The sequence below is a fragment of the Campylobacter sp. 2018MI10 genome (genome assembly GCF_018501175.1).
Lineage (GTDB): Bacteria > Campylobacterota > Campylobacteria > Campylobacterales > Campylobacteraceae > Campylobacter_E.
In genome coordinates this window covers 1-14999 of record NZ_JAHCZD010000017.1, presented here as the reverse complement: position 1 = coordinate 14999, position 14999 = coordinate 1, and the positions used below count along the sequence as shown (strand labels likewise).

The 14999-nt window shown below is 28.0% G+C and carries 13 protein-coding genes; 4 read left to right on the top strand and 9 right to left on the bottom strand.

The window, feature by feature from the left end; genetic code table 11:
- Positions 1-5: 5 nt before the first annotated feature.
- On the bottom strand, positions 6-2777 hold the full coding sequence (gene napA, locus KJR01_RS07800) for a periplasmic nitrate reductase subunit alpha (protein WP_214118288.1): 2772 nt from the start codon (positions 2775-2777) through the stop codon (positions 6-8).
- 279 nt (positions 2778-3056) lie between these two features.
- Here napA and nrfH point away from each other — a divergent pair, with 279 nt between their 5' ends.
- From nrfH to KJR01_RS07785, 3 genes are all read left to right on the top strand, one after another.
- Positions 3057-3524 (top strand): cytochrome c nitrite reductase small subunit, encoded by a 468-nt coding sequence (gene nrfH, locus KJR01_RS07795; RefSeq protein ID WP_214118286.1) that lies wholly within the window; start codon positions 3057-3059, stop codon positions 3522-3524.
- 11 nt (positions 3525-3535) lie between these two features.
- On the top strand, positions 3536-5215 hold the full coding sequence (locus tag KJR01_RS07790) for an ammonia-forming cytochrome c nitrite reductase subunit c552 (RefSeq protein ID WP_214118283.1): 1680 nt from the start codon (positions 3536-3538) through the stop codon (positions 5213-5215).
- A 184-nt stretch (positions 5216-5399) separates the two neighbouring features.
- The gene (locus KJR01_RS07785) at positions 5400-5942 is read left to right on the top strand and encodes a hypothetical protein (protein WP_214118281.1); all 543 of its coding nucleotides are present in this window, start codon (positions 5400-5402) and stop codon (positions 5940-5942) included.
- Positions 5943-7262: 1320 nt separating this feature from the next.
- On the opposite strand, the gene hemH is transcribed toward KJR01_RS07785, so the two are convergent.
- From hemH to KJR01_RS07750, 7 genes are read right to left on the bottom strand one after another with little or no spacing between them, the layout of a single operon-like run.
- Positions 7263-8192 carry a ferrochelatase gene (gene hemH, locus KJR01_RS07780; RefSeq protein WP_214118279.1) on the bottom strand — a complete coding sequence of 310 codons (930 nt, stop codon included), beginning with the start codon at positions 8190-8192 and terminating at the stop codon, positions 7263-7265.
- A gap of 42 nt (positions 8193-8234) precedes the next feature.
- Entirely contained in the window at positions 8235-9170 is a 936-nt protein-coding gene (locus KJR01_RS07775) for an acetyl-CoA carboxylase carboxyltransferase subunit alpha (protein WP_214118277.1), read from the bottom strand.
- A 5-nt stretch (positions 9171-9175) separates the two neighbouring features.
- Positions 9176-10429 carry a beta-ketoacyl-ACP synthase II gene (locus tag KJR01_RS07770; RefSeq protein ID WP_214118274.1) on the bottom strand — a complete coding sequence of 418 codons (1254 nt, stop codon included), beginning with the start codon at positions 10427-10429 and terminating at the stop codon, positions 9176-9178.
- A gap of 9 nt (positions 10430-10438) precedes the next feature.
- Positions 10439-10672 carry an acyl carrier protein gene (gene acpP / locus KJR01_RS07765; RefSeq protein ID WP_214118272.1) on the bottom strand — a complete coding sequence of 78 codons (234 nt, stop codon included), beginning with the start codon at positions 10670-10672 and terminating at the stop codon, positions 10439-10441.
- A 55-nt stretch (positions 10673-10727) separates the two neighbouring features.
- Complete coding sequence (gene fabG, locus KJR01_RS07760) at positions 10728-11471, bottom strand: 3-oxoacyl-ACP reductase FabG (RefSeq protein WP_214118270.1); 744 nt, start codon at positions 11469-11471, stop codon at positions 10728-10730.
- Between the two features lie 8 nt (positions 11472-11479).
- Positions 11480-12730 carry an MFS transporter gene (locus tag KJR01_RS07755; protein ID WP_214118268.1) on the bottom strand — a complete coding sequence of 417 codons (1251 nt, stop codon included), beginning with the start codon at positions 12728-12730 and terminating at the stop codon, positions 11480-11482.
- Between the two features lie 9 nt (positions 12731-12739).
- Positions 12740-13138, bottom strand: a complete 399-nt coding sequence (locus tag KJR01_RS07750; RefSeq protein ID WP_214118266.1) for a MarR family winged helix-turn-helix transcriptional regulator — start codon at positions 13136-13138, stop codon at positions 12740-12742.
- Positions 13139-13249: 111 nt separating this feature from the next.
- Here KJR01_RS07750 and KJR01_RS07745 point away from each other — a divergent pair, with 111 nt between their 5' ends.
- Positions 13250-13918, top strand: coding sequence for an HAD family hydrolase (locus KJR01_RS07745; protein WP_214118264.1), 669 nt, complete (start codon positions 13250-13252; stop codon positions 13916-13918).
- A gap of 366 nt (positions 13919-14284) precedes the next feature.
- Here the strand turns inward: KJR01_RS07745 and KJR01_RS07740 are convergent, their stop codons facing one another.
- Positions 14285-14686, bottom strand: a complete 402-nt coding sequence (locus tag KJR01_RS07740) for a putative quinol monooxygenase (RefSeq protein WP_214118262.1) — start codon at positions 14684-14686, stop codon at positions 14285-14287.
- Positions 14687-14999 lie beyond the last annotated feature (313 nt).

Here is a 14999-nt window from a genome sequence, read left to right as displayed (position 1 = left end):
AAATATTACGCCTTAGTTATTTTTACTGCACACTTTTTAAAATCAGTTTGTTTTGAAATTGGACAAGTTGCATCTAATGTAACTTTATTAATATAAACATTCTCATCAAACCAAGGAACATAAACAAGACCTCTTGGTGGTTTGTTTCTTCCACGCATATCAATACGAGCTTTAACTTTTCCACGGCGAGATTCTATCCATACTAATTCTCTTTGCTCAACTCCTAAAGCTTTAGCATCTTCTGGATGAATATAGCACATAGCTTCAGGAACTGCACGGAATAATTCAGGAACTCTCATTGTCATTGTTCCACTATGCCAATGCTCTAAAACTCTACCAGTACATAACCAGAATGGATATTCTTCAGATGGTCTTTCAGGTGCTTTCATAAATGGTCTAAAGAAAATCTTAGCTTTATTTGTAATTGCTGTTGCTTCTTCACTTGTTGGTTTTACTAAATCACCACTTTTAATTGATTTATCAAAATCCCCATAGAATGCAAAATCACCTTCAGGATTTGCTTTTTTAGCATATACATCGTATTTTGTATTAAATCTCCATTGAGTTTCTTTACCATCAACAACAGGCCATCTTAAGCCCCTTACCTTATGATAAGTTTCAAAACTAGCTAAATCGTGTCCGTGACCAGCTCCGAATTTTCTATATTCTTCCCATAAATATTTTTGAATAAAGAAATTATAGCCTTTAAATACATTGCCATCACTACCTTTTACATTTCTACTATCGCCTTTAACTTCGCTATTTAACCAATCTTTTAAGCTTTCACTATCATCTAATGAAATTTCTTTACATTCTTTATTAGCAAATAAAACATCATATAAAGTATCATCTTCTTTATATCCCATTTCTTTAGCTTTTTCTAATACGCTTGGTAATGTTGTCTTTTCATCAATTTTTACTTCATTCCAAACTTCGCTTAATTTAAAGCGTTTGCTAAGCTCTAATAATTGCCATAAATCACTCATAGCTTCGCCAACTGGCAATACTTGTTGTCTCCAATGTTGAGTTCTTCTTTCTGCGTTTCCGTAAGCTCCCCATTTTTCATAAATCATAGCTGTAGGTAAAATTAAGTCCGCAACTTTTGCACTAATTCCAGGATAGCAATCACTTACTACTATAAAATTATCTTTTTCTCTAGCAGCTTTTATCCAGTGATTTGCATTTGCAGTATTTTGCCAAGGATTATTTACCATAACCCATGCGAATTTTTGTTTTCCATCTTCAAGATTTCTCATCATTTGCATAAAGTGATTTCCTTGAACACCATTAATTGTTCCTTCAGGAACTTTCCAAAGCTCTTCACTTTTAGCTCTATGTTTAGGATTTGCTACAACCCAATCAGCAGGTAAGCGGTGTGCGAAAGTTCCAACTTCTCTTGCTGTTCCACAAGCACTTGGCTGACCTGTTAAAGAGAATGCTCCATCACCTGGTTTTGCTTGTTTTCCTACTAATAAATGCACAGTGTATGCAAGTTCATTTACCCAACTACCACGAGTATGTTGGTTAAAGCCCATAGTCCAAAAGCTTACTACCTTTCTACTTTTTTCAATATATAAATCAGCTAATGCTTTTAATTTTTTCTTAAATTCTTCTATATCTTCATCAGGATTTCCTTTAGCTACGCTTGCAACATAATCTAATGTATAAGGTTCAAGTGCTTTTTTGAAATCTTCAAATTGAATTTGCCAGTTAAGTGCTGCTTGAGCTTGATGTTTCATTTCAAATTTTTCGCCATCTTTTACACCTAAATGACTTAATGCTATTGCTTCATCTTTATCTAAAGTGATTGCATTTTCTTTAGCAACGGTATCTTTTTCAGCTTCGCTAAAGCTTGGATGATTTGGATTATTTCTCATTCCATATCCAATATCAGCAAATCCTGTTGTAAATACACAATGATTTTTTACAAATTCCCAATCAATTGCTTTTGGATTGTTATATACAATTTCTCTAGCAATATAATTCCATATTGCAATATCAGAACTTGGAGTAAATATAAGTTCCATATCAGCAATGTCGCTAGTTCTTGTTGTATAGGTTGAAAGATTTACAATTTTTACTTTTTCAGGGTCTCTTAATTTTCTATCACTTACACGGCTCCATAAAATTGGATGCATTTCAGCCATATTTGAACCCCAACAAATAATAGTATCTGTAAGTTCAATATCATCATAGCAACCTGCAGGCTCATCAATACCAAATGTTTGCATAAAACCAATAACAGCACTTGCCATACAATGTCTAGCATTTGGGTCTATGTTATTGCTTCTAAAACCAGCTTTAAATAATTTTGAAGCAGCATATCCTTCTTGAATAGTATGCTGACCACTTGCAAACATTCCTATACCATTTACACCTTGCTCTTTTAAAGCTTTTTTCATATGTTTTTCCATCTCATCAAAAGCTCTTTTCCAAGATACTGGAGCAAATTTTCCGTTCTTATCAAATTCGCCCTTAGCATTTACTCTTAATAAAGGCGTTACAAGTCTGTCTTCTCCATACATAATTTTTGCATTAAAATATCCTTTAATACAATTTAAACCACGATTTACAGGTGCTTCAGGGTCGCCCTTAGTAGCTACAATTTTGCCATTTTTAGTAGCAACCATAATACCACAGCCAGTTCCACAAAATCTACAAACTGCTTTATCCCAAGTCCATTCACTTGTTTCGTCTTTTGCTAAAGCAATAGTAGGATTTATGCAAGCTGCTGCACTTGCAACTGCTGTGCTCTTTAAAAAATCTCGTCTTTGCATTTATTCTCCTTATAATAATAATGTAAAAATAGATTAGATTATTTGCTTTAAAATCTTATTGATTAAGATTAATATTTTTTTTAAAGTAAAGCGCATAAATATTATCAACATTAAATTAACTTAAAATTCTTAATTCAATAAAAATTGAAAAAACATTCATAAAATAATATAAAATATTTAAAAATTAAATTAAATTTAAAAAAATATATTAATTGCCATCAATTATTTTTAAGCTTTTTTATATTAAAGTAGTGTTTCAAATTTTCACAAGGTGTATAAATGAAAAAACCAACAAACAAACTTTTATTAGCCCTTTGCATAGTAATTGGGATTTTTATTGGTGGTGGAATTTATACTTTTATAATAGCAGATGGCTTTTTAATGATGACTTCTAAACCTGAAGCCTGTAGCAAATGTCATATTATGACAGATGTTTATGATAGTTGGGCAAAAGGTGAGCATTCAAGCAATGCAGGTTGCGTAGATTGTCATTTACCTCAAGGTGATGTGGTAGCTTATTGGACTAAAAAAGCTTATCACGGATTAAAACACGGCTATTATTTTACAGTAGGAGGAAATCCACCTAATTTAGAACCTACCGAAATGACACACGAAGATGTTAATCGCAATTGTGCGACTTGTCATAAAGACTACGCACATAATGCAATCAATGCAACGACAAAATTAAATAGCGAGCCACTTGATTGCCTTAGCTGTCATAGAACAATAGGTCATTTACATAATTAAAAGGAGAAAATATGTCAAAATCAGTTTATGTTGCGGCTATTGTGGTAGCTGCTTTAGGTGGTGCAGGCTTATTTGCACTTAATACAAACATTGCAGAACATAAAGGTGAAAGTAAAACTCAACCATTAAAAACTTTTGAAATTAGTGATGAAGAACCAGATTTTGCAAAATGGGGTAGAAATTTCCCAGCTCAATTAGATGGTTATTTACAAATGAAAGATGAGTATATTGAAACACCATTTGGTGGAAGCTTACCTTATAGTAAGATTATTCGCTGGCCGGCTGCAACAACATTTTGGAATGGATATGCTTTTGCGGTTGATTATTCTAAACCAAGAACTCACTATTACTCACAAATTGACCAAATGGAAACAAAAAGAAACAATAAAGAATATCTAAATGCTCACGGATTACCTGCATTTAAAGGTCAGCCTGGTGCTTGTGTAAATTGCCATACTGGATTTTTAACTGCTATTTATAAAAGTGATAAATTAAGCCCAAGTTTTATGCTGGGTAAAACTGAAGTAATGGGTGCAAAGAAAATGGGATTTTTTGACGCATTTGGTGAAAAAGGCGAAGCTATGAAAGAAGCTTGGACAAATATGAATAAAATGCCTTATTTTGATGTTATGAAAAAAGTAGAAGAAAAATACGGAGATGGAATTCACGGCTCTCATATGGGATCAACCTGTGCAGATTGTCATAACCCAGATGATATGAGCCTTCGTGTAACTCGCCCTGCTTTTGTTAATGCTATGGTTTTAAGAGGCTATGAAGCAGACGCTAAAAGTGGTATCAAAGCTAGTAGAAAAGAAATGAGAAATTATGTTTGTATGCAATGCCACGTTGAGTATTATTTTGAAGGTAAAGATAGCACTTTAACATTCCCATGGACAAAATGGAAAAAAGATGAAGCATTTAAAATAGAGAATTTTGATGAATACTATGATGAAAAATTTGCAAATGGCGAATTCCCATATGATTACATTCAAAAAGATACAAAAACAAAAATAATTAAAATGCAACACCCAGAAGCTGAAATGTATTCAAGCTCTTTACATTATAGAAGTGGTGTAACTTGTGCAGATTGTCATATGCCATACAAAAGAGATGGAGCAAACAAAGTAACTAATCACAATATACTATCTCCATTAGCTGATATAAATGCAGCTTGCAAAACTTGCCATCCACAAAGCGAACAAGTATTAAAAGATAGAATTAGCTTTATTCAAAATCGCCACGCTTATGAGCTTAGAGGTTGTGAAAATAACTTATTAGCATTAATTGCTGATATAAAAACAGCTCGTGAAGAATTAGCAAAACTTCCTGAATTTGCAAATCTTGAAGATAAAGCAAGAGATGATGCTATTTCAAAAGTTATAGAAAAAGCACAATATGCTCATAGAAAAGCACATATTAGATGGGACGTATCATTTAGTGAAAATAGCTATGGCTTCCACTCACCACAAGAATTTATGAGAATTATAGGTCAATGTAAAGAAGTAGCTAGAGAAGGACAAGCAGAGTTAGCAAATGCGTTAGCTCCTTATGGAATTAAAATTGAATTAACAAAAACAGCAACAATTCCAGCAGCACCTCTAAAACTAGATCACAAACCACCAACAGGTTCTCTACCAACAGAAACTATGAAAAAAGTTGATGAGGATGTAAAAAATCTAAACTTTAAATAAAAAATTGCGAGATTTTCTCGCAATTTACTCATTAATTAAAGCCCAATTTTAATAGCATAAAAATTAAAACATTATATAATTGAAAATAAGAATTTAGTTTAAATATATTTTAATTAGTGTTAAAGCTAACTAATTTAATTGCTAAAATAATGTAATCTTAAATTATCAAAAAAAGGCTTATATTATGCAAAATGATAAAGAAATAATTCTGATAGTAAATCTTAAAAAAAGCTTATTGTTTTCTATATATAAATCACTATTTTTATTATTTCCTAATGTTATTGTATGCTTGTTTATCATTTTAATTTTTGCTTGTTCTTTGTATTTGAATGATGGTTATTTAGTGATATTGCTATTTGTTTTATTTGCCCTTCCTCACCATTTTCGTTTTATGCTTTTTCCACTTATGATAAGAAAAATTATCTGTTATGATGAGTATTTTGAAATCATTAGGCTTTTTAGTAAAACAAGGATATATTATGATAATTTAAAAGAATATTATTTCGAATATTTAAACATTAGATTTTCATCACACAAAATTTTACATCTATCTTATAAAAACAAATTCTTTAGCAGCATTATAAACACCGAATTGCTTAATCCAGATGATTTAGAAAAATTAATAGAATTATTAAACGCAAAGGGTATTAATAAAAAAGTTTCAATCATAGATGATAAAATATTTTATAATGTTTTTAGTATTGTAGATAAAATCTTTAAAATTTAAATCTAAGTTATTAAGAGTTTTAAAGGTATTACAGCTAATAAAAATAACATAAATATAATCTGTATTAAAAATCAAATTCTCATTTTAAATTCTAAATTTTAAAACTAAACTTATTTATAAAATCTAAAATATTAGAATTTAAAACATACGCAATTAATAGTATTTTAAATAGCTTTTATTAGTAATTTTTCATATTAAATTATGGAATTTAAATTATAAATTTCAAATACAAATTCTTATTTTAAATTCCATAATATTTAACCTTAAAATAAATGAAATAACAACTAGAATATAAAACTGCTGTTAATAAACCTACCTTGATTTTTATAAATATAAGTAAGTATAAAGGTTAGAAAAACCTAGATTATGTTAAAACAAAGATAATGACTAATTATGCAATAAGGATACGAGAATAACTAAATGAAGTTTGTGTCCATCCCCTTCTAAGTAAAAATAAATCAGAATAAGTTTTTGAATAGAAAAAATCTATTAATTTTTAAATTTATTAAATTAAAATATAAAAAATTACAAAGCAAATATTTGCCTTATAAATCAATATTCTTAACCATTGCAGCGTTTCAAAATTGTGATAACAAAAACTTACTATTAGCTTTAAATTATAGATAAAAATATTTAAAGCCAAGAACTTTTTTTACTCGCTAAAGTTAGATGAATTTTTATGGAATATATTGCTTAAGCTTGACTTAATATTATTTTTAAAAACTCAAACTACATAAAATATCATTAAAATATGATTTTAAGGACTTAGCAAGATTAATTTAATTTTGCCTATTTTGTAAAATTTAATAACGATTATACATATTTTTCGTGCATTAGTTTTTATACTTTAAAAGCTCTTTAAATTCCATTATAAAACTTTAAGCGATATTACAATCAAGTATTTTAAAAATTCGCCACATTTTGTATATGATATATATTTACTACTTACATTTTTTAATGTTATTTTTACAATTTTAATTATAATTTTATTTGCTTTGCTAATAAAAAACACTTAAAACTCTAATCTTTTATACTTTTAAAATTAGTTTAAAAAATTTAATAAAATATATATCTTAACTTAAAAAACTATGGAATTTAAAATAAAAGTTTATTTTTTTAAATCTAATTTTAGCCAAACTACTATTTTATACTCTAAATAAATCTATCTATAAATACCATAAAATCTAAAAAATTGAAATAAGAATTTCAAAACTTAATATAAATTATAAAGAATAAATAAGATACCAATTATAAATAAGTAAAATTATTGAAATTCTTTTGATAGGTTATTTATATTAGTTATAAAAAATCATTTTAAGCTTAAATTTTATTTTGACTTTCATAATTTAAATTAGTATTTGCAAATTCCAATTTGCTTAAGATATATTTAGCAAAATCTTCACTATCATTTGGACATTTACACACATTATAATCACCTTTATACTGATGTCTATATTCAATATCTAATTCTAAAATAGTTTCAGAACAATCAATACAAAATGATAGTGGATATATTAAAACACTTTTATTGCCTAATTTATCTAATTCATCACTAAGTGCAGGTTCTAACCATTTTACAGGTCCTAATTTTGACTGATAAGCTAATTTAATTTCTTTAAAATCGTTTTGCAATTTATCCTTTAATATAGCAAAATGTTCTTTTATATGCTCTTCGTAAATATCACCCTTTTCTATAGTTTTTATCGGTAAAGAATGTGCTGATATTATCAAACAATCAATATTTTTATATTTTTGTATCTCATTTAAAATAATATTATTATAAAGCTCATCTTGGTAAAAATAAGGTATTTCTTTTATATTGATTTTTTTATCAAAATTTTTATAAAAATCTTGCAAAGATGATGTGGTAGTGGTTATAGAATGATGTGGATATAAAGGAAATAGTATTATTTCATCATTATCTTTAAAATCATATTTAGCTAAGACTTCTTTAGCAAAAGGCGGAACATAAGTTGATATAAAATCAAAATGAAAATCTTTTTGCAAAGAATTTAATTTATCACAAAGAGATTTTTGGATTTTAGTTAAAGGACTTTTACCACCTATTTTATTATAATTTTCTTTCATAGATTTAATACGAAATTTTCTTATCATAAATGCTACAAGACTTCTTAAAAAATCTGATTTTATTCCCAAAATATTTGGGTCATTAAACATATTTTTTAAAAATACTTCACATTCATCAATTTGATTTACACCACCCATATTGAGTAAAAAAACATATTTCATATACAAACCTAAAATTATCCAAGTAAGATACTTGGATAAATATTATTTGTCTTCATTAAAAGAACCCAATTTGAGAATTTTTTGCATTCTTTTTGCAACCAATTCATCAAGATTTAATGGTTTTAGTTCTTCTATTTTTTCTAAAACATAATTTTGTATATTATTTGCAGTAATCTCTTTGTTTCTATGAGCAATGCCTTCTTCTATAATATCATCTATTAATCCTTGCTCATATAAATCATCAGCACTTATTTTCATAGCCTTTGTTGCAGCTTCACTTTTACTTGGGTCATTCCATAATATAGCAGCACAACCTTCAGGAGATATTACAGAAAACACTGAATTTTTAAGCATAGCTAATTTATCAGCTACACCTAAAGCTAAAGCTCCACCACTTCCGCCTTCTCCAATTACTATAGAAATAATTATCGTTTTTAAAGCGCTTAATTCATATAAATTTGTAGCAATTGCCTCACTTTGACCACGCTCTTCAGCTCCTACTCCAGGATAAGCACCTGGAGTATCTACTAAAAATACAATAGGTATTTTAAATTTTTCAGCCATTTTAGCAAATCTTAAAACCTTACGATAACCCTCTGGATGTGGCATACCGAAATTTCTATGTAATTTATATTTTGTTCCACGACCTTTTTGTTCGCCTATTAACATTACTTTTTGCTCGCCAATATAACCAGCAAAACAAACTATAGCAGGGTCATCTCTAAATGCTCTATCTCCATGTAATTCATGGGCATTTTTTAAAATTATTCTCACATAATCAAGAGAATATGGTCTATCAGGATGTCTTGCTAGCTGTAGCTTTTGAAAATCACTTAAATTTTTATAGGTTTTTGTTAATTCTTTTTCTAAATTCTTTTTTAAAATCTTAACTGCTTCTATATCGCCTTTAATATTAGCATTAATAATATCTTCATCTAATTGTTGAATATTTTTCTCAAAATCTAAATAAGCTGCCATCTTAATTAATCCAATTTTCTAAAAATCACTGAAGCATTCGTTCCACCAAAACCAAACGAATTACTCATAGCTGTTTTAATTGTATGCTTTCTAGCCACATTAGGCACATAATCTAAATCACAATCAGGGTCAGGGTTTTTATAATTTATTGTAGGTGGAACTATACTATCTCTCATAGCCATTAAACAAATTACTGCTTCAATAGCACCAGCAGCACCTAAACAATGTCCTGTTTGACCTTTTGTAGAACTTACTAAAGGCATATCATCTTTAAACAATTCTTTCATTGCTGCTGTTTCATTTTTATCATTAGCTGGAGTTGATGTTCCGTGTGCATTAATATAATCAATTTTAATTTTATTAGCAGAGCAATCAAATCCCTTTGCCATACATAAAGCTTTTTTCATAGCTCTTAATGGGCCATCTAAAGCTGGAGAAGTTATATGATTTGCATCTGCACTTTCACCAAACCCTATAACTTCAGCATATATTCTAGCACCTCTTTTTTTAGCATCTTCATAATCTTCTAAAACAAGAGCAGCTGCACCTTCTCCCATAACAAAGCCATCTCTACTAGCGTCAAATGGACTACTAGCTGTTTCTGGAGTATCATTTTTAGTAGATAAAGCTTTCATTGAAGCAAATCCACCTATACCTACTGCACAAATAGCTGATTCAGCTCCAATTACTAACATTTTATTTGCTTGATTGCAAACTATTGTTTTATAAGCTTCGCCAATTGCGTGAGTTCCTGCTGCACAAGCAGTTACACAAGATAAATTTGGACCTTTCAATTTATAATCAATTGAAGCCATTCCCCCTAGCATATTAACTAGAGCTGAAGGTATGAAAAAAGGCGAAATCCTGCTTGCGCCCTTTTGCAAACATACATTAGAATTTTTCTCAATATTAGGTAAGCCACCAATTCCTGCTGCACTTACTACTCCAAATTCATCTAAATCAACTTCACTAATCACGCCATCAACCATTTTAAAATTAGCATCACTTATAGCTTCTTTTGCGGCGTGTAATCCAAGTTGAATAAATCTATCAGCTTTTTTAACATCTTTTGCATTTAATACTGTTAAAGGATCGAAATCCTTAACTTCTGCGGCAATTTTAACACTTAAATCACTGGTATCAAAAAGAGTAATTTCTCCAACACCGCTTTTTCCATCACAAATCGCCTTAAACGAACTTTCTTTATCAAGCCCAAGGGCATTTATCATTCCAATGCCAGTTACTACTACTCTTCTCAATTTAAATCCTTATTGTTTTTTTGCTTCTATGTATTTTACTATATCATTAACTGTTGCGATTTTTTGACCATCTTCATCAGGAATAGAAATATCAAATTTTTCTTCTAAAGCCATAATTAATTCAACTACATCAAGTGAATCTGCACCTAAATCTTCAATAATTTTAGCATCAGGTGTAATACTAGCTTCATCAGCTCCTAATTCTTCTACAATAACTTTTTTAACATCTTCAAAAATAGACATTTTTTTCTCCTAAAATAAAATTAAACTCGTATTCTTACAAAAAAGTGTAAATAAATTACACATACATTCCGCCATTAACTTTTAAAATCTCACCTGTAATATAACTAGAATAATCACTTAATAAAAACGCAACTGCATTTGCAACTTCGCTAGGTTTACCAAATCTAGCAAGTGGAATTGCTTTATAATAAGTTTGTTTAATTTCATCGCTTAATACATCTGTCATATCACTTTCTATAAATCCTGGAGTAATTGCGTTATAACGAACTTCTCTACTAGCTGCTTCTTTAGCAAAAGACTTAGTCATAGCAATAACTCCACCTTTACTAGCAGAATAATTTACTTGACCTGCATTTCCCATCTCACCAACAACTGAACTAATATTTACAACACTACCAAAACGCTTTTTACTCATTACTTTAAATGCTTCTTTACAACCTATAAAAGTTGAATTTAAATTAGCCTTTATAACATCATCAAAATCAGCTTCACTCATTCTTAAAACTAATTTGTCTTTTGTAATTCCTGCATTATTTACTAAATAACTTAATTCTCCATCGCAATCAATTATTGTTTTAATAGCATTTGTAAAATCACTTTCACAACTTGCATCAAAACAAATAATTGCTGCTTTACCACCATTTTTTTCAATTTCTTGTTTTAAATTCTCTGCAAGTTCAGGTTTTGAACGATAATTAATCCATACTTTTAGACCAAATCCTGCTAAAACTCTAGCTATTTCAGCACCAATGCCTTTAGATGCACCTGTAATTAATACATTTTTTCCACTAAATTTCATATTTTCTCCTAGTCTTTAATGATAATATCCGAGTGATTTTTTTCTAAAAAATTATCTTCATAATCTTTTAAATCTTTTTTAAAATCTTTTGATTTTCTCATAACAAAAGCATAATACAATATTAAAGAAAACAAAATTATCCCCGCACATATTTCATAAATCCTAGAATGCCCGTAACTAGGCTCAATCAAACCTAACAAATAAGGACTAATACCCATTCCAACATCTAAAGCTATAAAAAATGTTGAATTTGCTAAGCCCATTTTCTCTTTAGGAGATAATTTTATAGCAAGTGATTGAAGACTTGAAGTGGCATTTCCATATCCTAAAGCACAAAAAATAGCCGATAAATACATCATTAAAGAATTGTTTGTATAAGCTAAAATTATTAAACTTGCTACATAAAACAAAATAGAAGGAACTATTACATAATCTGCACCTATTTTATCAAATACTTTACCTGAAATTGGTCTTGAAAACACACTAATACAAGCATAAAATACAAAAAATAATGAACCTGCTTCAATTAAATTAAGCTCTTTTGAATAAGAACTTATAAAAGCAATAATTGCTCCATAAACAAAACCCATACAAAATACAACATAAGCAACACCCAAAACAGATTTTTCAATATAATTAAAAATTGAAAAAGATTTTTTAACATGATTTATCTTATGTTTTCTAAATCTTTTAACTTTTATTACTACACTTGAAATTAATGCTATTAATATACTAATCAAAGAAATTATAAAACATAAATTAAAATTATTTTTACCCACTAAATATACTGCTAAAAATGGTCCAATAGCAGAACTTAATACAACACTAACTGCATAATATCCTATACCAATTCCTCTTTTATTGCTAGGCACTAGTCTAGCTACTGCAGCACCACAAGCACAAGAGCATGCACCATAGCACATACCAGCAAGCAATCTTGATAATATTAATTCAAAATTAGTTGATAAAAACAAGTAATATAAATTAGGTATAAAATACAAAACTAAACTAATAATCATAACTTTTTTTATGTTTATATTATCAATAATTGAGCCAAAATAAAGTCTTGACAATAGTGCTCCAATTACAAAAATACCATTAGCAAGACCTGCTATTGCTGTGCTAGATTGTAATATAGTTTTTGCAAAATCTGTAGAAGCAATCGTAGTGATAAAAAACACTAAACAAATAACAAAATTAATAATAAAAACACAAATAAAATTCTTATTCCAAATATTATACTTTTTGGATAATCCCATAAAAACTCCTTATAATTTTTTATTGATTTTATCAAGCATATTAATAAACAATCCAAATTCAGCATAATCTAAATCATCACAAATTTGCTTTTCGTAATTAGAAATTAAAATATTTGCATCAAAAAACAATTCCTTGCCTTTTAAACTAAGTGAAATGATTTTTTCTCTTTTATCATTTGAGCTTGAAATTTCTAAATAATTTGCTTTTTCTAGTTTCTTACAAATCCTAGACGCAATAGCCTTATCCATCTGATAAAACTCGCAAATCTCACTTAAACTAGCACTTTTTGTTGAGCTAAGATAATAAAATACTCTCCAATCAGTCGCATTAATATTAAATGGCTTTAAAATTTCATTTACTTTACTGATGATTTTTCTATTTGCATAGGTAATTTTTTTAAAAAACATGTTATTCCTAATAGTTGATAAAGTCAATTAAATTAGATTTTATAATTAAATTTGTAAATTGTCAATAAATTAGCTTTATTTTGCTAAGCTTAAAATAAAAAAAGGATACAAATGATTATATTTTTTGATTTAGATGGAACTTTAATAGATTCTACCCAGCCAATAATTACTAGTCTTAGAAAAGCCTTAGAAAGTTATAATTTTAATTTAAGTGATGAATATATAAAAACATTAATTGGAATGTCTACTGAAGGAATGTTTGAAACAATAGGAGTGCCAAAAGAGCAAGTTGCTGATATAGTTAAATTATATAGACAAAATTATAAAATATATTATAAAGATGGAACTAGTCTTTTAAATGGGGCAAAAGAAGCAGTAAAACTTGCTAGTAAAAATGCTAAAGTAGGATTAGTAACTACAAAATCTGTTTATTTTGCTAAAGAAATTTTAAAAGATTTTGATATTTTAGATGATTTTAGCGTAGTTGTGGGTGGTGATGAAGTAAAATACTGCAAACCAAATCCAGAACCAATTTATAAAGCACTAAGTCGTTTAAAAGGCTCTGAAATGCTTGAAATTAACGAACTTAAAAAAGAATTTGACTTTAGTAAAATTTATATGATAGGAGATACTTTAAACGATACAGAAGCTGCTAAAGCTGCTGGAGTGAATGCTTATGTAACTTTATTTGAATACACAGATATGAATACTCTCAAGCAAAGTTGCGATAAAATATTTAAAACCCCACTTGAATGCGTTCAAGATATTTTAAAAAAATAAATATTATAAAGTAAAACTAATTTAATAAAAAAATTAGTTTTACATATATCAATAAATTAGAATGAAATTTGAAAAATTTATTTTAATTTTAGCTATATAAAATATTCATTATTACCACTTAATTAAACCTATTGTTTAATAAGGACTATTATATCTGTATAAAATATAATATTTTGATATTTATAATATATTTTAGTGCAATTAAGTATCCATACATACATTAAAAATACTATAAAAATTACTGCTATAATTAATTAAGATAATAATTACTAATTAAATTAATTTATATTAAAAATAAATTATTATACTCCTTGTCTATAAAACACACAATCTATTTAATACTTTTAATTAAAAAACATATAGAAATTATTGTCTTTTAAAAATTGCTTTAAAATTTTTATCACTTAATTGATAAGAATCAAGCAACTCAAGAGATTTTACCATATGCAATGTGCCTTTTTTATATTTTTGAAAATGTTCGGAATTAATATGTTTATTATAAGATTCTTGGTCTTTATAAATTTCTAAAATATTAATTATATTATTATTTTTTACAAGCATCATTGGATAAATAGATATTACACCCTTTTCTTTTTCAATTGAAGCTTCAGCAACTTCTTTTGCAATAACAAGGTACTCATCAAGATACTCTGGATAAACTTCAACAACAGAAATTCTAACCAACATTTTATTATTAATATTATCATCAGCATAAATATTAGAAGATAATCCAAGTAGCGATAAAATTAAAGCTAATATTTTTTTCATTTTTCACCTTTCAATTTTTTAAACCAAACAATATACTATAAATACATAAACTATTCCCCCACCATAAACCACTAATCCATTAAATACTATAACCCCCCCCCCAACCCCACTCTAAACAACACAAACAATACTTTAAATTAAAAACTAAAAAACAATTAAAAACACACACCATAATAAAACAATCTCAAACATAATCACTAAACATAAAAAGCTATTTTTATTAAAAGAATTTAAAACTTATAAATACTTTATAAAAACATTAATTATATTAACTCTTAAAAATACAACTAATATTTTATTTAATAGTAAAAAC